Source organism: Thermococcus profundus (assembly GCF_002214585.1).
In the GTDB taxonomy this organism is placed as follows: domain Archaea; phylum Methanobacteriota_B; class Thermococci; order Thermococcales; family Thermococcaceae; genus Thermococcus; species Thermococcus profundus.
The window spans coordinates 1,274,994-1,300,951 of record NZ_CP014862.1 but is presented as its reverse complement, the minus strand read 5'-3'; the positions used below and the strand labels follow the sequence as shown (position 1 = coordinate 1,300,951).

The window sequence follows — 25,958 nt, the reverse complement described above, 5'->3', positions numbered from 1 at the left end:
TGCAGGGGGGTTAGATTCTTGATCATATACAGCAAGATTTATTAGGATTTGACAAGAAGTTACTCCTGGTGATGGAGTATGTCAAGAATTTCCACGGGGATTGAAGGCCTCGACGAAATGCTCAACGGCGGCCTCATCCCCGGTAGGGCGTATCTCGTGAAAGGTGGACCTGGAGCAGGAAAGACGACCCTTGCTATGCACTTTCTTATGGATGGCGTTAAAAAGGGGGAGAAATGCTTGTATGTCAGCCTTGAAGAGCCGGTCTCTTCTCTCAAAGAGGACATGAGAAACTTTGGCTTTGACCTTGAGAATCCGAATATAAAGCTCGTAGATGCGACACCGGTTGGGGAAAAGAGGAGCATTTTTGCAGACGTTTTCTACGAAGACTTTGCGGTCAGCTTTGAGAAGCTCACGAGAGCAATAATCCAAGAGCTCAAGGCAGAGAAATACTCAAGAGTGGTCATAGACCCCATAACAATGCTCAAGCTCACGATTAAGGACGAACTTGAGTATAGAAGAACCTTCATGTCGTTTTTAAAGGTGGTGGCCAGCCACGGAGCGACGGTCATCTTCACCTCGGAGCTTGCCGAAAGCGACGTTGAGGAGTACCTGGTGAGCGGCGTTATAGAGATGAATGTAATCGAAGGACGTGGAAAGCCCCTCAGGGGCATTAAGATCAGGAAGTTCAGGGGAAGCTCCTTTGACGAGGAGACAAGACCGTACAAGATAACCGACAGGGGCATAGTAGTTTACTCCCGTGAGTCTATATTTTAAAGTTTCTGGACGGTAGGGAGATGAAGCTTGGGGTTCCAAAGCTCGATGAGCTCCTTGGGGATATTGAACCAGGGAGCACACTGCTTATGCTTACGGTGGGAGACCTTGGAGTGGACATCTTTTTTAACTTCCTCAAGGGCAACGAGGAGAGGGCGATAATATTCGCAACATCCCAGATCAAGCACTTTCTGCTTGAGAAGAGAAGAATAACGAAGGCAAGGTTCATTACCCTCGGGGAGGAGGTAAGCCCGCAAAACCTCTTTGAGACAACGGACCTGATAAGAAACTTGGCAAAGGAGAGTTACATAGGCGTGTTCTTCTTCCAGCCTCTCTTCCTTTTCCATCCAGTCGAAGTAGTTCAGAAGTTCTTCGCCCAACTCACGAAGATAGCACTCGAACGTCGTTTCATACTCCTGGCAATCTTAGACAAGAGGTTCCTCAAGGAGAGGGAGATAGCGGGCTTTGAGGCCAGCGCCACCCACGTCCTCGAAATATCGGAGACAATCTCCGGGTTTACGATAGTCTGGGGAATACGGGTGAAGAAGTCCCCCTCAGGGGTAAGCGGGTTCTACAGGATTGAATTCAGGGACGGAAAGGTTATCGTGGGTGAGGCCCTTGGATGAGGAGCCCCTCGTTTACCTGCTGGTGATACTAACGACGCTGGTGGCGTTCGGTTACCTCTCCCTCACTCTAAGGAAGCTGGGAAACTGTGTGGAAGGATGTAAAGGGGCATTTAAAATCAATATCCTGGGAATTTTTATTACCGGAGCCTCGCTGGTTCTCTGGAGAGTCATTTTCTCTCCCCCCGTCCCGGGGTACGTTTTTCAGGCCGGCGCTCTGGTGGGGGTGCTCCTCTACGTTCTTTCTATAGTGACGTTCAGGGCATTCCGAATCAAAAAAGAGCTCCTCCTCCAGATCGCGGCAGTGTTCCTTCCGGTCCTTGTTGTCTCACTGTACGCAGGACAGACCTCGGAATTGGGATTATTAGTGTTCATAGCATTTTTTGAGTCAATAATGCTGCTGGCACTATGGTGGTTTCTCTCGGTGGAGATGCTCACGCACTTTGAAAAAAGAAACCTGCGCATAGCATCGTGGCTCGTGGTCTTGTTTGCGTGGTTGAGGTCATACCAGCTAACCCGGAACGGTATTTGCCTATTCTATACTGCACTCATGGTCATGTTCACTTCCTCAGTGCTCCTCCTGTACTCGGCCATGGTTGTCTATGAAAGGGCCTCAAGGTGGTTGTGATGGAGTGCGTGATCATGGGGATACCGGATTTCATACTCGCGGTTTTCGCCATTGTGGGATTCCTTTCAAGGAGGAACCCGATCATGTACCGCTCCCCATGGGCGCTGGGTGTAGGTGCCCTTCTTCTCATCACTTCACTTCTGGAGGTGGGGGGAGTTGACTATTCCTGGATATCCCTTCTGGAGTTTACTATCATTCTGATGGCAGGAATTCAGATAGAGCGCTTTGTCTCAACAAATACGGGCAAGAAAGCAATGTACTGGCTCTTCGGGTTGATTACCCTTCTCGTCCTCCTAACAGTAGCAGTTACCGGAAGCTCCCTCTACTTTGAAGCTGGTCTTTTGATAATCCTTGGGACAGCGGCGATGAGGTTCAGCTCAATGGAGATGATCTTTGGGACGGAGATCAGGTTCCCACTCCTCACCGCGGGGGTGATGGCCTTCGTATCAGCACTCTCACTCTTTCTGGGCTTCAGGATGCTCTCTGCTTTCCTGTACACAGGAACGCTCGTCCTCCTGATATTGACGATAGTGGAAAACGTGATGAGTGTTAAAGGAGAGAGTTCCTGAGCTTTCAGTTATACACGACAGAACTAGCGCTTTAGTGGGAGCTGGAAAGTCACGTTTTCCTCTCCTTCAAACGAAACGACGACGGTGCTGGCGTTTCCCGGAGCCTGAAACGTTATTCTTACAATACCCACCCCTGGTGTTCCAAACAGATTCTCAAGGGCACCGCTGGCTTCCATGGCCTCATATGTCCCGGTATTCAATTTATTTCCATCAACATAAACTTCGACCTCGCATGTATGGGCGGAGTATGTCATTACAATGCCCTCTTTAGTCACCTTGTAGTTACTCCCGCAGGTTCTTGGAGCATAGAGGAGAGTTAGATCGAGGAGGGAGCCCTTGGCTTTCCCATACAGCGCTATTTTCTCTGCCTCATTTACAATGGAGAAATCGTAATCTGGTGTGACCGCATAATAGGCGAGTCCCCCTATCAGCAGTGCTGAAAGCGCTATCCCGCCGATCTTCTTGATTGCTGCGAAAGGTAGGTAGTCGACCCTGCTCCCGATGAGGGGCATCTTCCAGAGGTAGAACATCTCGATGAATCTGCCGAGGGTGAAGAGCGGTACTCCGATGAGCAGGGGAAATAAAAGTGCGCCGATGAGAACGACGTTCCCCGCGAGGTTAAAACCAAGCTCTTCCGTTTCCCCAGCAAAAATACCCATTCTGATCCTGTAGAGAACCGCGGCGGCAACGAAGAACGGATAACCCGCTAGGAGCGTGAAAACCATTCTGCCAAATCCCCACGTGGGTGAGAGGGCTGTACGATGAATCCACCAATTTATGGCGAGAATTCCAGCGGTCATTAGTCCGGCCTCTGCGATGAAGAGGATCAGCGGCCGGGAGTCAATGTCGACGCTCCAGAGGTAGAGGCCCCAGGTGTAGAGGATAATGCCGATTCCAAAAGCGAGAAGCCCAGCGGGCCCAAAATACGCGCTTAGAGCCACCAGTCCCGCACCGATCAGGAGAAATTCCCTCTCCCCAGCGAGGAGTGCGTTCTTTCTGTGTCCCATTGTACCACCTGAAATTCGTTGCAACTTTCAGTATTTAACGTTTCTTCCGGTCGGCAGTATAAGGTGTTGGTAAACTTTTTCTGAGGGCGGTTCAATTATGATGGGGTGAGAACATGGAGGCAACGAAACTAGCCAGAAAGTTCTATACTGACGAATATCAGGATTCTGTTCTCTACGCTAGGCTCGCCAGAGAAGAAAAGGATGAAACCCTCAAGAGGGAGTTTTTGAGGCTTTCAAACATAGAATCAAAGCACGCGAAGTTCTGGCACGATTTCTTGGTCAAACGGGGTGTTGAGGTTCCCCGCGTTAAAGTTGGAAGGCTGAAGCTCCTCTCGGTTAGGATCCTCAGAAAGCTCCTTGGGCCGGGGGCGGTTGCCTCGCTCCTTGAAATGGGAGAGAACTCAGCGGTTGAGAAGTACTTTGAGTTCCTCACAAGCTTCGAGCTGGAGGAAGGGGAGCGAAAAGCCCTCTCCGCGGTGATACTTGATGAACTAGAGCACGAACACTTCTTTGCCGAGACCAAGAAGCGGTTCCACACTGAAAACATAAGGGACTTCGTTCTCGGCATGAACGACGGTCTAGTTGAGCTTTTGGGAGCGGTTACCGGCCTCTCGGCGGTTTACGTCAACGCCCCCAGGATAGTGGGGATAAGCGGCCTCATAGTGGGTGTAGCGGGGGCCCTTTCGATGGCAATAGGGGCGTTCATCTCTGTGCGCTCCCAGAGGCAGGTCAACGAGAGCGTTAGGAAACGTATGGAGGTCCTCTTTAGGGTTTCCCCCGACAGGGCCAGGGAGGAACTTCTAGACAGGCTCAGGGACAGCGGCATGCCTGAGGAGATAGCCGAGGAGGTCGCCCAGAAGCTCGCCTCCAACCACGAGGCACTCATGAAGCTCCTCGTGGGGGAGGAGGAAGGGGAAAACGAAGTCCGCTCTGCCCTCTACACGGGCCTCGCGTACATCTTCGGCGTTTCGTTCCCCGTGCTACCCTACTTCCTGGCGTCATCATCCCTAGCGGCACTTCCCTTCTCTGTACTCCTGGCGGGAACGGCTCTGGCCATCGTGGCGACGCTTATATCGGTGCTCTCTGGGATCTCAATAAGGACGAAGGTCTTGGAAATGGTCACGACCGGCCTTGGGGCGGCCTTCCTGAGCTATCTCTTCGGCAGGCTGATGGAGAACCTATTCCACATCTCTGCCCTCTGATTCATTTTCGGATTTTTAGGATAAATCCCCATTCATGGGGCTTCATACTCCTAAAGCAGGAAGAAGAGAAGTCGGAGATGGGATCGAAAGGATAGAAATTAAATCTTAAGGGTGGTTATCCCTGGAGTTCCTGCGCCTTCTTGGCTAGGGACTGGAGCTGGGCTTCAAGCTTCTTGAGTCCCTCTTGGGTCTTAACTATGGCGTCATCGTATTCCTTGATCCTCTTCTCTATGAGTTCAACGGCTTCATCAAGCGGCCTCTCAGCGGAGTAGCCCGCTCCCATGCTGATGATGGCGTTATCCTTGTCCTCTATAATTCCCTTGAGGAAAGAGCCGCCGCCTATCGGCACCAGGATCTCCAGCTTCTCGCCTTCCATGTTCTTCAGACCTTCAAGGGTTTCCTTAACGGCCGTGAGTTCGTTTCTTGCCAGTGTGAGGAGTTCCAAGTTCTGGCTAAGGAGCTGTGCCTGCGCCTGAAGGAGCTGGTACTCGTAAGCTAGTCTTTCAAGCTTCTCGTTCTTTCCGACGTTTTCGGCCATTTTCATCACCGGGGGGAATTGGAAGGGCGGCTTTAAAGGCTTTCCCTGTCCCTCTTCTGTTTGAATATGTCCACACGCGTTATGATGCCCACTATTTTTCCGGTCTTGTCCTGGACGAGAACGGCGGGATGCTCCTCGAGAAGGTATTTCACGGCTTCAATGTCCTCTTCCTCAGTAACTATAGGGAAGGGTTCGTCCATAACCTCCAGAACCTTTCTGTCGTAGATGTCTTCGTACTCGAGGCTCCGCCTCACGAGGGATTTCTCAGTAACAGAACCGACTACTTTCGTGCCGCTTATAACGGGGATTTGAGAGATGTTGTGGGAGTTCATGAGCCTGATGACGTTCTCGACCTTCTCGTACGGCTTGACGGAGATCACCGGGGACGACATAACGTTCTTTGCTTTTGGAATGGCTTTCTTGCACTCCAGAAGGGCCTGGAGGATCCTGTTGAAGGTTGAGAGCCTCGGATCCACTTTTCCGCTCTCCAGCTTTGCCACGTAGGCCTGGGTGACCCCCGCCTTCCTAGCGAGCTCTTCCTGCGTTATTCCAAGCTCCTTGCGTATCCTCTTGATGATCGCTGGATCTATTGGACGTGGGATGTGCACCATAATGCCCACCGGTTATATCTGGCCGCTGAAGGTTAATAAAGCTTAGGCTGGGGAAGGGTTTTAAGGTCCTGCGGTGAACCAGTGGAAGATGAGGGCGTTAAAATCAGCCGGCCTCCTAATGCTGGTTCTATCCATTACCGTCGTCGGGTTAGCAGTCCCCACCATAAACGTCAGTGTAGAGGAGATTGGGGAGGGTTCCCAGCGGCTGGTTTCGCCGGTCCTGGACGGTTCTATATGGTTCAATCTGGGGCTCAGCGGGGGCGAACTCGTCTTTCCGCGGGATCTCCCCTCCGGGACTCGGATCTATGTTTCGCTCGAGGACTCGAACAATAACACCGTTGCGTACAACTATTCCATAACACTTTCAAGTGATCTCCCGGCCGGAAGCGTCCTTGGATATTCACTTGAAAACCCCAGCAACGCCGCCAGGACGGATGTTGTCAGGGCCGTTGTTACGATCGTAACTCCAAATTATCAGACGACGCTGACTTCCGGGACCATAACCGTGAATGTAAGGGAGATTGGGGTGGGAATAGCCAACACTACGAAGTTCTGCACCCCGATAACCATAGCAGAGAGAAGTGGGAACGACCTCTACAACTACAGCGTTCTGATTGCGCTGGACGACTCGGGCAACACCGATTCCGAGCTGTGGAAAGTTGACTGGAACGTTATAAACGCGAGCAATCTGTACTTCACCGATGAAAACGGCAGCCCCCTCTATTTCTGGGTCCAGTATCTTGATGCAAACGCCAGGATCGCTTATCTCTGGGTTAAGCTCCCGAAACTCCCTGCAGATTCTAAGGAGGTCGTTTGCCTCAACTACGGTGTGTGGCCTAACCCGTATGCGGGCTATCACGACTTATATAAAACGTTCCTCTTCGTGGATGATTTCTACGCTTTCAACGCCTCAACATGGGAGAGCAACTCGCCGATAACGGTTAACGGCGGGGTTTTGCAGCTCTCCGCTGGACAGTGGTTGTGGACACGGAGAAGCTTCGGGCAGCATTACGCGGTCCACATAGCTGCTTACATGGGATCGGATGATGGGAGGAGGTTTGATAATGCCCCCAATAATGGGAACATCGTCTATTACTCCCTCGGACCTTTCCTCATGGGGTATATTGCCCCGGACAACACTGCATACGCGGACGGTGCTGGAGGCGCGTACATATTCGGAAGCTTACGCCTAGACGCCAAAGGCTCACTTAGGTTTGTCATCCCTGCTGATCCAGATTCCAGCGGATACTGGAGTGCCTCTGTTGCAAGCAACAGTTATCAACTACAGGCGGGAAGCTATATCTCCATGACACTGTACAACGGCAGGCTTAGTTTTTATCAAAAGACATCCGGCTTAGACTGGGGTAACATCAGCACGTACACGCAGATTTCAACCTATACTGTGAACGTAGATGGGGATGGAAGGATAGGTTTTGGCCAGTGGAGCGGAGGGCCCAGTTATTACGGATGGGTCGTGGTTCGGAACTATGCCGATCCGGAGCCTTCTGTATCCGTGGGGTATTGGTACTACAAACTCGTTTTCTACCCGCAACCTCCTGCCGCCGCGGCCACAGACTTCTCAACCGCCTCTCGAGCACTTCCGCTGAGATCAAGCAATGCCCTTCAGGAGGACGGAATGGGGCTTCTAGCGGTGCCCCTTTCCGGAACCCCTCGGGCGGTACTTCACGAATCCACACCCCAAACAGAAAACGGGGAGAGGAGAGGAAAATAATCCCCGGGAATCATCCGCTAGCGGCGTTGCTGGCATACCACTCTACAGTTCTTTTAAGGCCTTCCTCAAGACCCCACTCGGGCTCAAACCCAAGCTTTTTAATCTCGGAAATGTCTGCAAGGCTGTGCTTTATGTCGCCGGGCCTCGGCTTGTCGAAGATTATTGATCCGTTGGAGCCGGTTATCTCGATTATCTTGGTCGCCAGCTCAAGAATGCTCGTCTGCTTTCCAGTGGCAACGTTGAAGACTTTTCCGTTGGCTCTTCTGCTCTCGGCAACGAGTAGGTTTGCCTTGACCACGTCCTTGACGTAGATGAAGTCCCTAGTCTGCTTCCCGTCGCCGAAGATGACTAATGATTCCCCTTTCAGCGCGCGGTTTATGAAGATGCTTATAACCCCCGCGTACTGGTTGAAACCCTGCCTCGGCCCGAAGACGTTGAAGTAGCGGAGCGCAACGACAGGAAGGCCGTAGAGCTCGTGGAAAACGCGGAGGTATTCTTCAGCCCCCCACTTGGTAACTCCGTAGGGTGAGAGCGGTCTCGGCCTCTCAGTCTCCTTCAGCGGAAGGTTCGGGTTGTCGCCGTAGACTGCGGCGGAAGAGGCGAATATCAGCTTTCCGTGCCCCTCAAGAAGGGCCTTCAGAATGTTGAGGGTTCCCAGAACGTTGACTTCCTCAGTGAAAACCGGGTCTCTAACGCTCTCGACGACGCTCACCTGAGCCGCCTCGTGGAAGACGTAGTCCGCGTTGCTTATAAGCTCAGCTATCGTTTCGTAATCCCTTATATCCGCTTTGACGAGCTTCGCTCCGGGCGGGACGTTCTCCTCCTTTCCGGTGTAGAGGTTGTCTATGATTATCACTTCGTTGTCCTTAACGAGCTCCCAAGCTATGTGAGAGCCTATGAAGCCGGCTCCCCCGGTTACAACGACGAGTTTATCCCTCAGCATGAACGAGATAGCTCCTGATTACTTAAAAATACTTCCTCTTTTTGACCATGTCTATCAGGAGATCCTTGTCGACCTCCCCTTCGACGTTCCCCACCATGTACAGGACGTCGGCTATTACAATCGCTGCCCTCTCCATCGTCTCCTTGCTCTTGTTCCATGGCATTGCGTACCTGAACTCGAGTATGTCTGCCAGATCCTCAAGGGACAGCTCGAGCACTATATTTCCGTTCGATTTGTCTCTAAAGACTATGCTCTTATCAGATAGTACAGGTTCAACTTCTACCATGGCCTTCCCCAAGTTATTTGGGCGTGAAAAGTTTTATCTTTTTCGCGTTCATCTTGATGTTGTTGCACCTCTAGGTGAGGTTTTGAATTGAACATTTTGATGTCAATTTCGAAACGATTATAAGGAACATATTAACATAAAATCCGGTAAGGAGCCATGCCGAGCTACATCGTTGTTGGTGGTCAATGGGGAGACGAGGGCAAGGGTTCCATAATAGCCTACCTTACCCTGAAGGACGGGCCTGAGGTGATAGCGCGCGGTGGCGTTGGAACGAACGCCGGCCACAGTGTTTTTATAAACGGGAAGAAGTACGCAGTGAGACAGCTCCCGACTGGCTTTATGCAGACCAAAGCCCGGCTTCTCGTTGGTGCGGGCGTCCTCGTTGACCCGGAGGTCTTCTTCCATGAGCTTGAGCATCTGAAGGACTTCAACGTTGCCGAGAGGGTTGGGATAGATTACCGCTGCGCGATAATTGAGGAAAAGCACAAACAGATTGACAGGAGCAACCACCACCTTCATGAGGAGATCGGAACCACGGGAAGCGGCTGCGGGCCTGCAAACGCGGACAGGGTCATGAGGACTGCGAAGCTCGCAAAGGACGTCAAGGAGCTTGAGCCCTACCTAACAGACGTCGCTGCCGAGGTGAACGACGCCCTCGACGAGGGTAAGCTCGTCCTCGTTGAGGGAACCCAGGGCTTTGGATTGAGCCTCTACTACGGAACCTACCCCTACGTGACTTCCAAGGACACCACCGCCTCGGCCATAGCAAGCGACGTTGGCATCGGGCCGACGAGGGTCGATGACGTTATCGTTGTGTTCAAGAGCTTTCCAACGAGGGTCGGGGCCGGCCCGTTCCCGACGGAGATGAGCCAGGAAGAAGCTGAAAAGCTTGGCCTCGTTGAGTACGGAACCGTCACTGGAAGAAGGAGGAGAGTTGGCTGGTTCGACTTTGAATTCGCCCGCTATTCTGCCAGACTAAACGGCGCCACGATGCTCGCGGTGACCATGCTCGATAAGTACGATCGGGAGGCCTTTGGCGTCACCGACTACGACAAACTTCCGAAGAGGGCCAGGGAGTTCATCGAGGAGATAGAAGAGAAAGTTGGAGTTCCCGTTGGCCTCATAAAGACCGGCCCGGAAATGGGGCACATAATAGACCTGAGGGAGAACATCTGACCCCGAAGCCGGAGACCTCATCATTTTCATTTCTGCTTTGAGGACTCCACGTGACTGGCTCTAAAGGGGGGAACGTCACATCCGCACTTTATTTCCATCTTTTCGTTTCATTGCACCTTCTTATCAAAGCATTCCGTTCCAAATTGATACCTCCGAATGTGGAAAGATATTTATCCCTCGGCGACACATGAGCTATGGGGGATTGTAATGAAGTGGGACGCATCGGTTCTCAGGGTTGCCCCGGAGGAGTTCATAGTCGAGGGGCTGTCAGAGCTCCTGAGAAAAGCTGGATTTCGAGAGGTTGGAAGGGAGTACAAGAGGATTGGGGAAGCCAGGGTTGCCATCGTCATAGGGGAGAGGGAGAACATATTCACCCGGAAGGAGACTATGATCATAGCCGTCAGCAGGGGGACTATCGAGGGAGAGAAACTCAAAAAACTCCTCGGGGATCGCGGGGAGAGCGCCGTCATCATACCCTTTGACGGAATTGAGGGAACTGTGGACGGGGTGAAGATCCTGACATTGGAGTGGCTGGCCGATGCCTTCACTCGGTACGAGATAAAGCCTCCCAGAACCATTCTCGAGAAGTTCCTTCCCCAGGAGGGTGAGGTGGACTTCCTGAGGGAGTTCGTCCTCGACGGTCCGCTCCTCAACCCTGTTTCCCCGTTGAAGCTCATTGAAGAGGCCAAAAAACTGCTCTCCTATAGGTACGGGGTTAATCCAGAGCTTATCCGGCCTGAAAAGTTGAAATTGAAACTCAGGGAAGTCCATGTCTTCACCTGGGCCTCTGGGGGAAACACGAAAAGGGCCCTAATCCGGAAGGAGGGGGTTGTTCTTGATGCGGATTCAGGGAAACTAAAGGGTTTGGCGATGAGGGTTCTCCTCGAGGACGTGGCGACTGTTCAGGCATCGGAGCTCTCGTTTGATAGAATCGATAGTCCAGAGGAGATGCTAGTGAGGGAGGCCACCAAAGCGGGGATTCTGGACCTGAAGACGGTTGAAGGGAGGAGGGCGTACCTACCGGTGGAGGCGGTTCTTGAGCTTTCAATTGGAGATAACAGGGCGACCGTGAAGTTCAACCTTGAAAACGGAATGGGCCAGGCCAGGGCGAGCCCCCTGAGGGAGGATGAGCTCATCAGAAAGGTCCTCACAGTTGCGGAAAGAGAAACAGGCGAGGAGCCATTCCTGACCGGCAAAGTCCGGAAGGGCAAGGTTCTCTTGGTGAGGGGGAGGACGGAGAGGTACGTCTTTGAGGGGGAGATAAACCGCTACAGCGGGGAGATAGGCCACTTTAGAAAGGCGCTCAACGAGGGGGCGATGCTCTCAATAATACTCGAGCGCTATCCAGATGGGGGAATAGTGGGTGTGGAGAAGCGGGGGGACTCGGTCATCGCGGACGTGCTCACGGAAAAAGCCCTGGTAGTTCTGAGGATCGACCCGGAGACGGGGGAGAGCGGTGAGGTAAAGAGGTTGATCCACCCGTTCCAAGTACTGGGAAGCATTCTGAAAGGCGATAACCTGCCGTTCAAACCGGAGGAGTTTTCCCTGAAGGTGGAGGGAGTGCTCTGGCACAGAAACGTTCGGGCAGTGTTCGAAGGCAAAGGTGTTACGGTGAGGGCCGAGTACAACGGGGAAACCGGTGAGATAGGTGAGAAGGAGATCGAAATAACCAGGGAAGCCGCTATACGGATTGCCCTCAGCAGATATGATGGCTTTAAGCTCATACTGGACGAGGAGAGCGATGGAACTTTCTACCTCACACTGGAGGGGGAAAAGCACCTCGTTAAGCTCAGGGTCTTTTCCGACGGCAGGATAGAAGAGATCGACCGCTTTTTGAAGAAGGAGGCCGTTGAGGAGATCGCCCTCCGGAAAGTCTCGGAAATCGATGAGGGCCCCGTTGTCGAGAGCCTCTCCCTCCGCGAGAACTGGGAGGTCGAGTTCAGCGGGGCAAAGAGGTTCGGCAGGATGGTCGTCCACAGAACCACGGGCGAGGTTCTGGCCTTTGAGAACCAGTATCTTGAGAGCTTTTTGGCCAAGCTCTTCAAGGAGCTTGTGGAGGAAGAATACGGGGACGAAGTCGAGGTGGAGTGGGTTCTCCACAACCTTGAAGAAGGGATCGCCGGCGTGAAAGGCTACGGAGAGAGGGGAACCTACTTCGCCAAATTCAACACTCACACGGGGGAGGTCATCTCACACGACTTCGTGCCGAGGGGAATAACATCAAAGATCCGCCTGGCCCAGGTGGAGAGCAGGTACCGGCCGTGAGGTGATTGGGATGAAGGTTCTGGAGTACAAACCCCCCAGTACCGTGATCGGAGGAGTGGTCGTTTTCACAGCCATTGCCGTTGTCTTCTTCGTTTTTGCCTTCCCGCTGACAGAAATGGCAGGAGCGGACTTCCAGCTGATATTTCTGACTTTCATGGCGATATTCTTTGCAGTTCCGGTTCTTCTTCTGATCAGGTTTAAGAACGCCAGGAGCAGGGTCTCTTCCTTCATGCGGGACTCGAGCATAGGAGAGACCGTAACCCTGCCCCAGCCCGTTCGCTACGAGGTCGGAACCTACACCTGCACCGGGGAGTGGAGAGGTAGCGGGAAGAACAGGCACTACTACACGTCCCACACGTTCAGGAGAGCCGAGATCGGGGAAGGACCGACAATAACTCTCCCCGAAGGTCCTTTCATCGCCACAGTGAAGCAGGACGACAGCGGCCTGATAGAGTTTCCAGCTGTGAGGATACTGAGTGAGCCGTATAAGAACATCCTGCTTCTCAAAATGTCCTCAAAGGGGGCGGTCAACGCCTCCGGCACAGTAGAGGTTGCCACGGAAAACGACTCCGCCCAGCTCTCCCTCAGGGGAGCTGGCAAATCCCTGTCCGGAACCGTATACGCCACCCTCCAAAAGGCGAGGAAAGCGAAGGTTGAGATATTCCACACCGCTTGGCAGGGGAACCGCTTCAAAATCGGAGAGGGAATAACCTTCGACTTCTCGAAGGAGCTTTTACCGGAGGGGGACACCCTAATAGTTGCCTACGACGGCTTCTCCCCCCAGGACTTCAGGAGGCTTATGAGGGAGGGGCAGTACATCATGGGACATGGGGTCTACGGGGTTAGACTGATCCTGGACATCCCATTCCGCCCCGACGTCGCTGAGGAGGGCTCCTTCGAGGTCGTTCTGGAGGAGGAAAAAGAGGAGGAGAGGGAAAAAGGTGGTGGGGATGGTTGGGGCTTTGAATGACGCTCCTTGCCTTAAAGTTTCGATTTTAATGGGGGTGCTTACCCCAGCCCTCCTATCCGCCGAAAGATCCACAGCAGCCCTCCGGCTGAGACGAAGGCCAGAGCCTCTATCAGTGCACCGAGGGCAAGCTTTTTCCCCGTCCCAATCTGCTTTCTCCTCCTTTTTCTGAGACAATCCCCTGCCGCGAGTACTGGAATGGCCTTGTAAGAGCCGTAAACGAGGAGAACGTAGAGCCATGCCACTGGGTTGAAGGAGAGGAAGACCGCTCCCGTCTGCTCCATTAGTATCCTTGTGGCGCCTCCTATCCAGAACACATCCTTCCAGGAATAGTCGTATTCCCTCACGGCTAATCCCCAGTACAGAACAAAAGGCAGGTAATAAGCAAAAGCGAGGTAAAGGTCGGCCAGCGGGTCCGGGTTGAGGAGTATCCTCTCCTCCGGGGGAAGCGTGAGGTTGTCGATTACGGCGAGCACTTCCACCAGGTAGGCGGATACCATGCCAACGAGCAGATAAGTCTTGAAATTGCCTCCATGGCGTTCATAGAGGGCCCATATTCTTTCCCTGAATTTGTGAACTGTACCCAAAACCGTGAAGATTAGCCACGTCGTTCCAAGCCACGGCACCATCAGGAGGGGGAGAAAAGTGGAAACATGAAAAAGGCGTTCCTTATTAACTTTCATCTCAGGCCCTCTCCGAATGCCCCACGAGCCACTCCACTATCGTCCTGTGGAACTCCTCACCCCACTCAGGGTCTTCGAATACCTCGTGATAGGCACCCTTGAACTCCCTGATCTCTTTATTCTTCACAGTGAGCTTTTCGAAGAGCTTCCTTGAGCCCTCTGGGGGCGTTATGATGTCGCCAGTACCCACCAGGAGGAGCACCGGAACCCTAATCCTGCCTGCTTCTCTGTGGGCCTTCTCCATGTTTTTGAATATGCTCATGCCGAGCTTTGCAGAGATTCTGTCGTGGACCAGGGGATCCTCGATGTAGTGCTTCACTGCATCCGGGTTTCTGGAGAGGAGATTGGGATCGATGCCGTTGGAGAGGATGAGGCCGGGGGTTATTCTCCCCAGGACTTTAGCGAGGGCCACCATGAAGCCCGGAGTCTTGGGGCTTTTTGCGAGTGCAGGAGATGAAGCAACGACGCCCCGTATCTTGTCCGGCCTCGTCTCGGCGTAGCGGATGACGGTTAGACCTCCGAGACTGTGACCAAAGAGGAAGGGCTTTTCACTCAATTCTTCAATTATTGAATCAATTATTTCCATAGCTTCTTCGACGCTTGTGTGGCCCCTTTTCCCCGGACTTTTGCCGTGTCCTGGCCAGTCGAAGGTATAAACCCCAAAGCCGGCTTCGTTGAGCATTGAGATCAGCTTTCCATACCTGCCGCTGTGCTCCCCGAGGCCGTGGACGAGGACGACCCATCCCCTTTCGGGAGTTCCAAATTTGGCCTTGTAGATTTCCATAAACTCACCATCCGTAAAAATGGGAAAATTAGATTTAACGTTTTTCTTGGGCTAAGAACTTAAGAAGAGAACGGGCTTTCCTTGAGCTTTTCGTTGGCAAAGCGGACGATTTTCTCGATGTCTTCTTTTATGGTGTCAGGTTCGGGCTTCATCTGGACGTAGAAGACGTTGGTTTTTGGAGTAAGCGCGACGTGCTTGATGTTGTGCGGTCTAGGCATGCTCTCCACGAGGGCCTTCAGGTTCTCCAGGTCCCTTCTCTTCTCGAACAAAGCTTCGTACTTTCTGCCGGCTATCTCGATCTCCTCACTCTGCAACAGGGGCTCGTTCTCAATGTTCGGCTTGAGCCTGTAGTAACCCTTCTGTATGAGGTGTGCCTCGCGCTTTATCTGGGCGAATGGCCTCACCACAACGTAGAGCTTGTCGTGTCTGCTAGTAACCAGTGAGATCGGGAAGTAGAGGATGCTGTGCCTGGGGAGGAGTGTGAGGGTGTACTCAAACCTCCTTATGTTGTCCCTGTTGATCTTGTAGTTTGCCCTAAAGCCGATGTATCCACCAAGCCAGACGTAGTCTTTGTCCTCGGGTTTTACTACATCCTCCACGGAGCGGAGGTAGTGCTGCATTAGCTGGAGGTTCCACTTTCTTCCTTTGTAGAACTGTATCGATGTCACAGCCGCGAGAATCATTATAGCCCAAATTAGAGTAGACGTCAGTTCCATCATCATACCTCCGTTTCATCGAGTGGGTAATACCTCTGCAGGGTTGTGTCGTCAACTATCTCAAAGTATCCCAGCCTATCCTCTAAAACGTTTACCATGTCCCGGACTATCCTGGCCTGGATCGGCCAGTTGACGGCCATGGCAAAGGGGTGAAGGGGCGTGTTCCTGGCAAAGGCAACGTATATGGTGACTTTCCCTTCCTCCTCCTCGACTTCGATCTTCGTGACGAGTCCTTCACTTACTATATCCATGTTCGTGAAAGGATTTTTCACGCCCTTCAGGAGCTCCAAAATATCTTCAGCCCTCAACCACCATACCTCCGAGCTTTTCCAGCCTCTCCAAGCCCCTGGGCTCCTCCGGGAACATCGGCACCTTTACTATTTCAACGTCTTTGAACTCTGCCATTATCTCCCTTAGAACCCTCTCCTGGGCTTCGAGCTTGACCTTTATCTCAGGTATCTCCCGCTCAACTGATATTACCTTGTTGATCACTATCATGTTGAAGGGCACTTTGAACTTCCTCAGGCTCTCGTGAGCCCTTCTAGTCTCGTACAGCGGCAGCATCTCCGGGTTCATCACCGCGATCACGCTCGTCCTTCCGGGATCGGTTAGGACGTCCTCGACGAACTCTACCTCTTTTCTGTACTTCCTCAGCTCCTTCATTACGGGGTCTTCCTCCTCGTCCTTGGGGAGGGTGAACTCCTGTCCCTCAAGCACGAACTTCTGATCGCCGTGAACCTTTGCTATCATTCTTCTCCTTTCGAGGATCTTTCTCCTGATTTCGATGAGCTTATCGGCCCATATGAGGGAAATGCGCGGAAGTGCCAGAACGCGCAGAGTCAGTCCAGTCGGCGGGGTGTCAAAGATTATCACGTCCCATTCGTCTCCTTTGAGCAGGATGTTCCTTATCGCCTCAAGCGTCGCATACTCCTCTATTCCCGGTGAGAAGCTGAGAACCTCAAAGTACTTCTCCAGGTTTATAACGGTCAGGTAGCGGTACATATGTTTGAGGTTGTCCTCAAGGTGCTTGAGGTAGCCCTTGATGAGCTTCTCCATGTCCAGCTCGCTGGCGTAGAGGTTCTCTGCGAGCTTCTTGGGCTCGTCAGTGAGCTTTGTCATAAAAACGTCGCCTAGGTTGTGCGCTGGATCGAGGGATACTATCAGTGTTTTGTAGCCCCTCTTCGCGAGGGCGACCGAGAGTGCGGCGCTGGTCGTCGTTTTTCCAACGCCCCCCTTCCCTATCACGAACACCGTCCTGAATCCTTCCTTCGGAAGCAGGAATTCCCTCATACGATCACCTCAATCTATGTCGAACATTCCGGCTATCTCGCCGAATATATCGTCCATATTAACGGCCCTCTGCTGCATAACGTGCATCTCCTTAACCATGTGGGGCATCAGCCTGACAACTAGGGTCGTTGGAGGGCTGGGAATGCCGACGAAAGAGCCCATAAGCACGAGTGCAAAGACGTTCTCAAGCTCCCTCTCCTCGAACTCTATGTACTCCGTCGACTGATCTTTGAAGGAGCTTCCAAACCCCTTGAGGAAGGCCCTTATATCTTCAAGTATCCTCTTCGGCATATCGATCCCCTCACACTCCTATCCACCCGGTTTTGATCGAGACTTCCTTCGTGCTCTTCTCCTCCATCACGTACAGCTCCCTTATCACGTAGGGAAGCAGCCTGTAGGTAAGCTCCGTTGGCGGATGGGGGAGGCCGATATAGTCACCAAACAGGATGAGCGCGAACACGTTCTCAAGTTCTTCCTCCTCCCATTTGATCCCCTGCGTGTAGTAAAGTTCAAAGCCCCTGTGGAACTCCCACAGGAAGGTCAGCGGAAGTTTGAGCTTTGAAAGAACCTTCTTCACTTCTTCTCTCATACCATCGCCCCTAAAGGTGGTAAAAAGAGAAAGGGCCTTCAGGCCTTTGCGGCCTCGTACTCCTCTGCTGGCCTCTTCCAAGCGATCCAGAAGTCCCAGGCCAGGAGGAAGTTCAGGAGCAGGCCGACGATGGTTATCAGGCCCACTGAGTACTTCGTGAGCGGTGTGCTTATTCCCGGTACGACTTCCACGAGGAACCATCCAAGCGCCAACGTTACCGTGATCCACAGGAAGAGCGCTGGAATGAGAACGGCCCAGCTCCACTTACCAGCTCTCTGTACTTTGGCAACCCAGAGGGCGGCGGTCATCATTGCAATGCTCGCGAGCATCTGGTTCATACCGCTGAATGCCGGCCAGAGGATGAGCCACTGGTTGCCCCAGGCAAGGGCGACACCGAGTATTGCAATGACAGTTGAAGCGACCCACTTGTTGGTAACGGTCTTCCAGAAGCCCTGGCTGGTGTCAACGACCATTCCAAAGACTTCCTGCCAGGCGAACCTTCCAAGCCTGGTGGCGGTGTCGAGTGACGTCAAGGCGAAGGCCGAGACCCAGAGGCTGGCAAAGACTGCACCTGTCTTGTACGGTATTCCAAAGGCGTCCTGCAGTCCATATGCGTAACTCTTGGCGAAGATGCCGACCTTACCGACTACCTTGGCCACCTTGGGGGCGTAGATGACGGCCCAGTTGGAGGCGTTTATGGTTATTCCAGCGTCAGCGAAGACCTTAATTCCATAGACTGATATTGAGGCTATGACAATTGTTGAAAGGAAGCCCTCGGTGAACATTCCGCCGTAGCCGACCATGAGGCCGTGTATCTCGTTGTCGAGCTGCTTCGACGAGGTTCCAGAGCCGACTATCGAGTGGAATCCACTGAGGGCACCACAGGCAATAACGAGCGGTATCGTGGGCCAGAACGGCGAGGGCTTGCCTCCGACGACGTGAGCGCTCCAGGTTGTGTATGCAGGGGCTGTGAAGGTTCCCTTACTGCCGACGAGGATGAACGCCAGTCCACCGAGTATGAGGCCGAACCACAGGATGTAGGCGTTGAGGTAGTCCCTGGGCTGTAGTAGTATCCACACTGGTAGCGATGCCGCAATTATGATGTAGAACAGCAGGAACGTTGCCCATGCGTGGAAGCTCGCGTGTATCGGGAACATGAAGCCTAGCCATACTGAGATGGCCACGAGGATTAGGCCTATAACCGTTGCTCCAGCGAAGTGCAGGCTCGTCTTGTACATGAGCCAACCGACTATCATGGCCGAGACTAGGAAGAGCAGTGCTGCGGTCGCCGCCTCGGGGGTCTTCGTGAAGATACCCGCGATAACGGCTGTGAACGCCGCCACAACTAGGAGCAGTGCGAACCAGATGTAGAGCTCGAAGGCTATACCGGTTCTCTTGCTCATGAGCTTTCCTGCAATCCACTGGATGGACTTACCATCGTAGCGGACAGATGACATCAGTGCGAGATAGTCATGGACGGCACCAATGAAGACGTTTCCGAACCAGACCCAGATCAGTCCCGGGAGCCATCCCCAGGCCATTGCAACTGCTGGGCCGACGATTGGGCCTGCTCCTGCTATCGATGCGAAGTGGTGTCCGTAGAGGACAAGCGGGTGCGCTGGAACGTAGTCCACTCCATCGTAGAGCCTGTGTGCCGGTGTGGGCCTGTTGGGGTCTGCACGTACCACTTTGTTCTGAAGGCTCTTTCCGTAGGTGAAGTACATGGCCACGTAGATGGTCGCGGCCAGCAGAATAACTACAGCAGAGTTCATATTTGCACCTCCATTTAAGTTTTGCGCTTCAATGTACACTTTTTAAATATAAATGCTTTTCGGCGAAAAACTGAAAATCTTTCGGCTTTTAACTGGAAGTTGAAGAGCCAGCTACGTGGTTCCGTGTTTTTGTTATAACACCCCTGTGGGGACATTTTGCCTTTTCATTCTTTGAAAGTGGCATCCTCCAATTAACGTCATTCCTCTGCCTTGATTTTTAGTGAGGTGTGCTCCTCCTTAAGGCGCTCGATCCTTTCAAGAAGCTCTTCTGAGAGCTCTTTCAGCCTTAAAGCCACTTCTTCGACTTCCTTTATTCTCTCCTCGAGCTCCCTCTCGCGTGCCTCGACCTCTTCCATGGCCCTGGCCAGGTTTTCCTCTTCCTCCCTCCTGTAGACCTCGATCTCAAGGTTTTCGTAGTCCCACACTATTTGTCCATCCCTTATTGAGAACGGAACCGTCACCCTGATGACGTCTGCCTTGTCGACCTTCATTTCAACCAGTCTGTCGAAGATGCGCTGGTTAAGCTCTCCTGCGGCCCTGACTACCTCTTTGGGCTCCACCCTCCTCCGGACCAGGGCGAAGAGCACCCTCCGTACTTTATGCGCGTAGCCACTTGCCCTCACATAGCCTGTACTCAGCTTCATGAGGATCACCAAAAAGTTATTCAGCTTTTGAGCATAAATGATTATTGGTGATCCCCCATGAACATACTGATATTCGGTCCCCCGGGTTCCGGGAAGAGCACTCACTCGCGGAGGATAGTCGAGGAATACGGCCTTGCCTACATTTCCTCCGGAGATCTGATAAGGAGGGAGATCGAGCGAAAGAGTTCCCTTGGGGTTGAGATGGAAGCTTATCTCAGCAGGGGAGACCTCATACCTGACACGATAGTCAACACCCTGATAATCTCAAAACTCCGCAGAAGGAGGGAGGGCTTCATACTAGATGGCTACCCGAGAACTCCGGAGCAGGTTATAGCCCTTGAGAACTACCTCTACGATCACGGAATAAGGCTGGATCTTGCAGTGGAGATATTCATCGATGAGGAGACAAGCGTCGAGAGGATATCGGGCAGGAGGATATGCCCGAACTGTGGGGCGGTTTACCACGTTAAGTACAACCCCCCGAAGGTTCCAGGAATCTGCGACGTCTGCGGCTCAAAGCTAATTCAGAGGGCCGACGATAGAGAGGAAGTCGTTAGGAAGCGCTATCACATCTACGTCAGAAACATGGAGCCCATAATAAAGTTCTACAGGGCCAAGGGCATCTACGTCCGGGTCGATGGGGACGGTCCCATATCCGAGGTCTGGAAGAGGATCCAGCCCCTCCTTGACTACATCCACGCCCGCGAGGAGAAGAGGAAGGAGCACGAGTGAGGATGATGCGGCGGTTGCCGAAATTTGTCTGTTCCTCCCAAGAACAGGGGGCTCAGTGCGGGAGAGTACCCTAATCCTGTGGCTTAAGTCAGGGGTGGAAACACCCAGAAAAGTACGCACACTTTCTTTCCTCCTTCAGATCATTCATCGGGCTGATCTGGGGATGGACGGGAGGTGGTGCGGGAAATCATAGGTGTGGGGGAGTGAAGAAGTGAGCGGAATACGACTCATAACACGGGAAGAAGCCGTAAAGCGGGCCGAGCGCATAAGGGACGAGTATAGGACTATCTCGGGGATTGAGTTCGAAGTGGAGCGGAAGTTCATCTCCCTGGAAGAAGTGGTGCCGACTCAGTCCGAGCTGAGCGAGAAAAAGCTTCTAGTGGTTCTTCAGGAGATAAAACACGGCTACGATGCCCCCATCATCGTTCTCCCCCACGCAGGGAGGTACTACATTCTTGACGGCCATCACAGGGCCTTTGCCCTCAAGAAGCTCGGCGTTATGGAAGTAGAGGCCCTGGTGCTCGTCCCAAGGGGGAAGTTCATCCCAGGAATTGTGAAGACCGCCGAGAAGAGCGGACTTAGAAGGCTCGAAGATATGAAAATCCGGAGGGGATGATCACCCCTCCCACACAACGTACTCCTTCTGGGTTATGAATACGGTCTCTAGTCTCTTCTTGTAGATGACAACGTTGTCCCCGTACTTCTCTTTGAGCTTTTCGATGTACGCATCGAACACATCTTTCGGAACGCTGACGTGGGCGGTTACTTCGTTGTCCCCCGCCTTGACGCTCAGGCTCTTCACTGGGACGTACGCTATAATGTCCTGGTGGGGTTCGAGGTAGAATTTGTCGCTGTAGATGTCCCCTCCGTTAGGTGTGACGTAGTAGACCACGCTCGCCCTCAGGGTTAGGTTGACGTTCTCGTAGTCTTTCCTGAAGGCTGCGGTGAGGCTCATATCGCCGCTCTGCCCCGGAGCTATCGGGAAGCTCGGGTTGACCTCCTTCCCGTTAACCTTGACTGGTCCATCGAGGACTCCAATAGGACCGTCCTGGAGGAGAACCATGCGGTAGCTGGTGGCGTTGGGAACGCTGAGGGTCACGGTTATGGGGGTCTCGTTTAGGTGGTCGATGTGGAGGTTCCGGGCGAGCACCTCTTTCTGTATCAGGGTTCCGTTCTTGTAGGCCTCGAATATCAGGGTTCCGTCCTTGACGTCCCTTCCAAAGGCCGATATGTAAATCCTGAAGGTGTGGTCGCCTATCGGAAGCTTTGTGGGCATGAACGTGGAGTAAACCTGCTGCCAAGTTCCGTTCTCGATCGTCCCGTTGGTGAGCATGTCTATCCTGTAAACGGCAAAGGGCTGGAACTTGTAGGTGTTGACGCCTCCTTCGGCCTTCACGAGCTTGAAGTTGGCCCTGAGCTTCATGGACTCGGTGATGTTCCTCGGGTTCAGGTAGATGAAGGCCAGCTGAACGAAGTTGCTGTAGGCGATCTTATCGTAGGCTAGCACTCCAAAACCCGGCGAGAACTTGTAGAGGACGTAGGGCACGTTGGACTGTTTGTTCTGGTACACCGAGCCCGTGCTCATGTCTATGATCGTGTCCGGTACGTACTGCAGAACCTGACCGTTCCTGTAGGCGACCCTGACGTAGTAGGTCTTGCTCTGGTTGTCGAACACTATCGAGGAGCCGTACTGGGGTCCGACCGGCATGAACATCGGGTTGTGCTTGTACTCGCCGTAGGTTATCGCACCACCCAGGTAGCTTATGGCGTTGAACTTGTAGATATCGCTCTGCCAGGCTATCAGGTAGTTGAGTCCCCATGCCTCAAAGTCCTGCTCCGCCTCGTTTCCGCTGTGGGAGAAGAAGTCCGCCAGGATGTACCTCCTGTCGTAGGCATGGCCACCGTCCGTTGAGGCCCTCCTGTCGCTCAGCAGGCTGGACTCTATCCAGTAGCCGTAGTCCCACCAGCTCGTAGCGCTGTCGAGCGGGTTGCTGTTGTTCCTGAGCCAGAGGAGGGTGTCCTGCCAGCTCTTCGGGACTGCCTCACTCGAAGCCTGTGCATCTGCCATCTTGCCCATGTCCCTCGCACCGATCACCGGGAGCGGCAGGAGAAGCAGGATGAGGACGATGGCGTACATCGCCTTCGTACCTAGGGTGTCTTTCATGGTTTCAACTGCCACTATCATCTCACCGAAGAGAAGGCCGGCTAGAAGTATGACTGCTCCAGAGGCCTGGAAGCTGAATCTAACCGCCGTCCAGAGGAGGTAAGTTGCCGCGGTGTAGTACGTGGCGAGGAATATCTCCTTGTAGCTAGTGATGTCCCCTTTGCGGAGCTTCCAGCCCATCCTGATTATGAGCACGAGGAAGCCCAGCAGGGAGAATATGTAGAGCATACCGTCCTGACCGGCGCCTCCGCTGTAGTGAATGCTGAAGACGTTCTTTACATAGCCCCAGTTGGGCCTGGCGAGCTCTGCAACCGTCTGGTAAAGCGGGTTGGACTGGTACGCGCTTCCGAAGAACTTCCAGAGACTCCTTCCGAAGTAAGCGTAAGCCCCTATGAAGCCGAGAAGGCCGACGCCGAGAACCGTTCCGAACCTGTGCTTCTTGTCCGAGTAGTTGAGGCCGACATTTTCACCGAAGAGCATTACTGCGGTGAGTGCAACCACTGCAAAGTAAACTTCAATGGAGAATATTAGGAACGGTTTGTAGCCGATGAGCGAGATGCCGGTCAGCGGAAGGGCTCCCAGGAGGATGACAAGCATCAGTGGATAGAACTCGTACGTGAACTTCTTGAGCTCCCTTATCCTTCCGAACGTAAAGAGGACTATCGGGTGAACTGCCATGAATGCCAGCAGTACGCCGAGACCGAACTCGCTTCCCTGCCAGCTCATCATGAAGAGCCAGCTGAGGAGGACGAACAGCGCACCCCAGGTGAGCTTCTTCCAAGACCTCTTGAAGTCGAGGAGGTTGGCATCGTCGTCGAGGTAGTAGGTCATCGCGAGCAGGGCGAAGACGAAGAACATCAGGAAGGGTGCCTCACCCCTCGCGTTTCCCGCGTAGGTCTTGGTGTAGTTGGCGTAGGAGAACGCCAGGAACACCGCCGCCCAGAAGCCAGTCCAGTCTGAGTGAAGCTTCTTCCCTAGGAGGTAGATCCCTATGATCGTCAGTGCACCCATTAGGGGTGTCCACATCTTGAAGAACTCCAGCTCTGAGTATCCAAGGTGACTGAAGATCAGGCTGTAGGCCTTCGCGGGGATAACGTAGAGACCGAGGGAGCCGCTGACTTTTATTCCCGTCGGGGGCTCCGCCATCGGGAAGTAGCTCGGGATGCCGTGCTTTACGGCCTGCCTGAACATCTCGAAGTGGTAGAACGTATCCGGATCAACGAGATACTTGAGCTTTGCCGTTTTCATCCTTATCAAGTACCCGTAGTATGCAACGAGGAGGACGATCAGGGCCAGTCCGTAGGTTTTCAGCCTAGGATACATTCCGGCGAGTTTTTTGAGCTCTTCTGATTCCTTTTTGGTTTGTTTGGGGTGTTTAGTTTTTTCTTTCTCCTTTTTCCTCTTCTTTTTAACGTCCGTTTTAACCATTTTAGATACCCCCTTCATTCAACTGTGACCGATTTGGCCAAATTCCTCGGCTTGTCGGGGTCGTTGCCCCTCAACACTGCAAGATGATATGCGAGAATCTGGAGGGGAACTACATAAACTATCGAACTCAACAGCTCATCGACCTCGGGCATCTTTATGAGCACATCCGAAACCCTGCTGAGCTCTTCCCTGTCCGAGAGTGAGATTATCATTGCCCCCCTCGCCCTGGCCTCTTCGATGTTGCTCACCATCTTGTCGAAGACCTTCCCGCTCGGGTTTATCGCGACAACCGGGACGCCATCCTCAAGCAGTGCGAGCGGCCCGTGCTTCAGCTCCCCCGCGGAGAGCCCTTCGGCGTGAATGTAGCTTATCTCCTTGAGCTTTAGGGCGCCCTCAAGGGCCGTTGGGAAGCCCGCGCCCCTGCCGATGTAGAAGAAATCCCTCTTGTCCTTGAGCTCCTCTGCCAGCTCTCTGAGGCTTTCTTCGTGAGTCAAAACATCCTCCACCAGGTCGGGGACGAGTTCAAGGCCCCTTTCAAGCTCCCCCAGGTATTCCGGATCCACCGTGCCGAGTTTTCTGGCGAGCTCTATTGCGAGCATCGTGAGAACGGTAAGCTGGGTGGTGTAGGTCTTGGTAGCGGCGACCCCTATCTCCGGCCCCGCGTGAGTGTAGAGGGTTAAATCCGCGATCCTCGTCGCCATACTCCCGACGACGTTGACTATGGCGAGAACCTTTGCGCCCTTCCTCTTGGCGAGCTTCATAGCCGCGAGAGTGTCTGCTGTCTCGCCGCTCTGGGTTATGGCTATCACTAGAGTTCCGTCATCAACAAGGTCCTCGAACTCGTAGCGGAACTCGCTGGCCTCCTCGACTATTGGGATTCTCTTCGCGAGCCTCTGGAAGAGGTACTTGCCGACGAGGGCGGCGTGGTACGAGGTGCCCATGGCGACGAAGATGACTCTGTCGTAGCCGGCTATTTCCTCAGCCACCTTGCTTATGATGCCTCTGTTGCCGTGTATCGCGTCCCTGATGGCTTTCGGCTGCTCGTGGATCTCCTTGAGCATGAAATGGGGATAACCTGCCTTCTCGGCCATCTCAAGGGTCCACTCTATTTCCTGAACCTGTTTTTCAACTACTTCGCCTGTATCAAGGTTTTTAACGATCCACGAGTCCTTGGTTAAAACCGCGTATTCCCTGTCGTCTAAGAAGACCACCTTGTTGGTGTACTCAAGGAAAGCTGGAACGTCACTCGCCGCGAAGGTCTCTCCCTTCCCAATTCCAAGAACCAGTGGACTCTCGTTCCTGACGACGTATATCTTATCTGGTTCGTCCGCATAGACTATCCCGAGGGCAAAGGAACCCTTCAGGCGGAGTAAGGCCTTCCTAACGGCCTCCTCAAAGTTTTTGGCGTTCTTGAGCTCCTCCTCTATGAGATGAGCTATGACCTCGGTGTCAGTGTCGCTCCTGAGGGTGTGTCCCTTTCTGAGGAGCTCCTCCCTCAGCTCAGCGAAGTTCTCTATTATGCCGTTGTGAACGACCGCGATTCTGCCCGTGCAGTCCGTATGAGGGTGGGCGTTGGTGTCGTTTGGAACGCCGTGGGTTGCCCACCGGGTATGGCCGATTCCCCTGTTCCCCCTCATCTCTTGAAAGTTGAGTTTCTCAGTGAGCTCGTCTATCCTTCCGGCCCCCTTTCTGATTTCTATCTTGTCTCCGTCGGCCGTGACGATACCCACGGAGTCGTAACCCCGGTATTCGAGCCTTTTAAGGCCCTTGACAATCACATCGCAGGCTTTTCTATCCCCGATGTATCCAATTATTCCGCACATGCTACCACCTTGCAC

At 53.3% G+C, this 25,958-nt stretch carries 27 protein-coding genes; 11 read left to right on the top strand and 16 right to left on the bottom strand.

Annotated elements, in window-relative coordinates; all coding sequences use genetic code 11:
• Positions 1-78: 78 nt before the first annotated feature.
• The 4 genes from A3L09_RS07010 to A3L09_RS06995 are packed head-to-tail and all read left to right on the top strand — an operon-like array spanning position 79 to position 2,591.
• Positions 79-774, top strand: coding sequence for an RAD55 family ATPase (locus tag A3L09_RS07010; protein ID WP_088858273.1), 696 nt, complete (start codon positions 79-81; stop codon positions 772-774).
• Positions 775-794: 20 nt separating this feature from the next.
• The gene (locus A3L09_RS07005) at positions 795-1,397 is read left to right on the top strand and encodes a hypothetical protein (protein ID WP_088858272.1); all 603 of its coding nucleotides are present in this window, start codon (positions 795-797) and stop codon (positions 1,395-1,397) included.
• Positions 1,390-2,022 (top strand): hypothetical protein, encoded by a 633-nt coding sequence (locus A3L09_RS07000; RefSeq protein WP_088858271.1) that lies wholly within the window; start codon positions 1,390-1,392, stop codon positions 2,020-2,022. The genes A3L09_RS07005 and A3L09_RS07000 overlap by 8 nt, the downstream gene beginning before the upstream one ends.
• Positions 2,022-2,591 carry a hypothetical protein gene (locus tag A3L09_RS06995; RefSeq protein ID WP_088858270.1) on the top strand — a complete coding sequence of 190 codons (570 nt, stop codon included), beginning with the start codon at positions 2,022-2,024 and terminating at the stop codon, positions 2,589-2,591. The genes A3L09_RS07000 and A3L09_RS06995 overlap by 1 nt, the downstream gene beginning before the upstream one ends.
• Positions 2,592-2,614: 23 nt before the next feature.
• On the opposite strand, the gene A3L09_RS06990 is transcribed toward A3L09_RS06995, so the two are convergent.
• The gene (locus A3L09_RS06990) at positions 2,615-3,598 is read right to left on the bottom strand and encodes a hypothetical protein (RefSeq protein ID WP_088858269.1); all 984 of its coding nucleotides are present in this window, start codon (positions 3,596-3,598) and stop codon (positions 2,615-2,617) included.
• A gap of 113 nt (positions 3,599-3,711) precedes the next feature.
• On the opposite strand from A3L09_RS06990, the gene A3L09_RS06985 reads away from it, so the two are divergent.
• Positions 3,712-4,800 carry a VIT1/CCC1 transporter family protein gene (locus tag A3L09_RS06985; RefSeq protein WP_088858268.1) on the top strand — a complete coding sequence of 363 codons (1,089 nt, stop codon included), beginning with the start codon at positions 3,712-3,714 and terminating at the stop codon, positions 4,798-4,800.
• A 115-nt stretch (positions 4,801-4,915) separates the two neighbouring features.
• Here the strand turns inward: A3L09_RS06985 and pfdA are convergent, their stop codons facing one another.
• Both pfdA and A3L09_RS06975 read right to left on the bottom strand, forming a co-directional pair.
• Positions 4,916-5,338, bottom strand: a complete 423-nt coding sequence (gene pfdA / locus A3L09_RS06980; RefSeq protein ID WP_088858267.1) for a prefoldin subunit alpha — start codon at positions 5,336-5,338, stop codon at positions 4,916-4,918.
• Between the two features lie 32 nt (positions 5,339-5,370).
• Positions 5,371-5,949 (bottom strand): CBS domain-containing protein, encoded by a 579-nt coding sequence (locus A3L09_RS06975; RefSeq protein ID WP_088858266.1) that lies wholly within the window; start codon positions 5,947-5,949, stop codon positions 5,371-5,373.
• Between the two features lie 88 nt (positions 5,950-6,037).
• Here A3L09_RS06975 and A3L09_RS06970 point away from each other — a divergent pair, with 88 nt between their 5' ends.
• Positions 6,038-7,681 carry a DUF2341 domain-containing protein gene (locus A3L09_RS06970; RefSeq protein WP_088858265.1) on the top strand — a complete coding sequence of 548 codons (1,644 nt, stop codon included), beginning with the start codon at positions 6,038-6,040 and terminating at the stop codon, positions 7,679-7,681.
• A gap of 10 nt (positions 7,682-7,691) precedes the next feature.
• On the opposite strand, the gene A3L09_RS06965 is transcribed toward A3L09_RS06970, so the two are convergent.
• Positions 7,692-8,624, bottom strand: coding sequence for an SDR family oxidoreductase (locus tag A3L09_RS06965; protein WP_088858264.1), 933 nt, complete (start codon positions 8,622-8,624; stop codon positions 7,692-7,694).
• A gap of 22 nt (positions 8,625-8,646) precedes the next feature.
• Positions 8,647-8,910 (bottom strand): hypothetical protein, encoded by a 264-nt coding sequence (locus tag A3L09_RS06960; protein WP_088858263.1) that lies wholly within the window; start codon positions 8,908-8,910, stop codon positions 8,647-8,649.
• A gap of 156 nt (positions 8,911-9,066) precedes the next feature.
• Between A3L09_RS06960 and A3L09_RS06955 the strand changes: the two genes are divergently transcribed.
• The 3 genes from A3L09_RS06955 to A3L09_RS06945 all read left to right on the top strand — a co-directional run bounded on the left by A3L09_RS06955 (position 9,067) and on the right by A3L09_RS06945 (position 13,321).
• Complete coding sequence (locus A3L09_RS06955; protein ID WP_088858262.1) at positions 9,067-10,086, top strand: adenylosuccinate synthetase; 1,020 nt, start codon at positions 9,067-9,069, stop codon at positions 10,084-10,086.
• Positions 10,087-10,293: 207 nt separating this feature from the next.
• Positions 10,294-12,351, top strand: coding sequence for a hypothetical protein (locus A3L09_RS06950; RefSeq protein ID WP_088858261.1), 2,058 nt, complete (start codon positions 10,294-10,296; stop codon positions 12,349-12,351).
• Between the two features lie 10 nt (positions 12,352-12,361).
• Positions 12,362-13,321 (top strand): hypothetical protein, encoded by a 960-nt coding sequence (locus A3L09_RS06945; RefSeq protein WP_088858260.1) that lies wholly within the window; start codon positions 12,362-12,364, stop codon positions 13,319-13,321.
• 38 nt (positions 13,322-13,359) lie between these two features.
• Here A3L09_RS06945 and A3L09_RS06940 read toward each other — a convergent pair whose 3' ends face one another.
• The 9 genes from A3L09_RS06940 to A3L09_RS06900 form a co-directional block, all read right to left on the bottom strand.
• A complete protein-coding gene (locus A3L09_RS06940) occupies positions 13,360-13,947 on the bottom strand; it encodes a hypothetical protein (RefSeq protein ID WP_157727212.1) in 588 nt (195 codons plus the stop codon).
• Between the two features lie 55 nt (positions 13,948-14,002).
• The gene (locus A3L09_RS06935) at positions 14,003-14,785 is read right to left on the bottom strand and encodes an alpha/beta hydrolase (RefSeq protein WP_088858258.1); all 783 of its coding nucleotides are present in this window, start codon (positions 14,783-14,785) and stop codon (positions 14,003-14,005) included.
• A gap of 59 nt (positions 14,786-14,844) precedes the next feature.
• The gene (locus A3L09_RS06930) at positions 14,845-15,501 is read right to left on the bottom strand and encodes a hypothetical protein (protein WP_088859018.1); all 657 of its coding nucleotides are present in this window, start codon (positions 15,499-15,501) and stop codon (positions 14,845-14,847) included.
• A gap of 2 nt (positions 15,502-15,503) precedes the next feature.
• Positions 15,504-15,809 (bottom strand): iron-sulfur cluster assembly protein, encoded by a 306-nt coding sequence (locus tag A3L09_RS06925; RefSeq protein WP_088858257.1) that lies wholly within the window; start codon positions 15,807-15,809, stop codon positions 15,504-15,506.
• A complete protein-coding gene (locus tag A3L09_RS06920) occupies positions 15,799-16,791 on the bottom strand; it encodes an ArsA family ATPase (protein ID WP_088858256.1) in 993 nt (330 codons plus the stop codon). The genes A3L09_RS06925 and A3L09_RS06920 overlap by 11 nt, the downstream gene beginning before the upstream one ends.
• A gap of 9 nt (positions 16,792-16,800) precedes the next feature.
• Entirely contained in the window at positions 16,801-17,082 is a 282-nt protein-coding gene (locus tag A3L09_RS06915) for a hypothetical protein (protein ID WP_198362260.1), read from the bottom strand.
• Between the two features lie 10 nt (positions 17,083-17,092).
• Positions 17,093-17,380: a hypothetical protein gene (locus A3L09_RS06910; protein WP_198362259.1), complete on the bottom strand. Its 288-nt coding sequence runs from the start codon at positions 17,378-17,380 to the stop codon at positions 17,093-17,095.
• A 38-nt stretch (positions 17,381-17,418) separates the two neighbouring features.
• Positions 17,419-19,152 (bottom strand): carbon starvation CstA family protein, encoded by a 1,734-nt coding sequence (locus A3L09_RS06905; RefSeq protein ID WP_088858255.1) that lies wholly within the window; start codon positions 19,150-19,152, stop codon positions 17,419-17,421.
• 197 nt (positions 19,153-19,349) lie between these two features.
• Complete coding sequence (locus A3L09_RS06900) at positions 19,350-19,796, bottom strand: single- stranded DNA-binding family protein (RefSeq protein WP_088858254.1); 447 nt, start codon at positions 19,794-19,796, stop codon at positions 19,350-19,352.
• Positions 19,797-19,853: 57 nt separating this feature from the next.
• On the opposite strand from A3L09_RS06900, the gene A3L09_RS06895 reads away from it, so the two are divergent.
• Both A3L09_RS06895 and A3L09_RS06890 read left to right on the top strand, forming a co-directional pair.
• On the top strand, positions 19,854-20,528 hold the full coding sequence (locus tag A3L09_RS06895; RefSeq protein WP_088858253.1) for an adenylate kinase: 675 nt from the start codon (positions 19,854-19,856) through the stop codon (positions 20,526-20,528).
• 211 nt (positions 20,529-20,739) lie between these two features.
• Entirely contained in the window at positions 20,740-21,144 is a 405-nt protein-coding gene (locus A3L09_RS06890) for a ParB/RepB/Spo0J family partition protein (RefSeq protein WP_088859015.1), read from the top strand.
• On the opposite strand, the gene A3L09_RS06885 is transcribed toward A3L09_RS06890, so the two are convergent.
• Both A3L09_RS06885 and glmS read right to left on the bottom strand, forming a co-directional pair.
• Complete coding sequence (locus tag A3L09_RS06885) at positions 21,145-24,120, bottom strand: STT3 domain-containing protein (protein ID WP_088858252.1); 2,976 nt, start codon at positions 24,118-24,120, stop codon at positions 21,145-21,147. It abuts the gene before it with no gap.
• Between the two features lie 14 nt (positions 24,121-24,134).
• Complete coding sequence (gene glmS / locus A3L09_RS06880) at positions 24,135-25,943, bottom strand: glutamine--fructose-6-phosphate transaminase (isomerizing) (RefSeq protein ID WP_088858251.1); 1,809 nt, start codon at positions 25,941-25,943, stop codon at positions 24,135-24,137.
• Between the last annotated feature and the right edge of the window lie 15 nt (positions 25,944-25,958).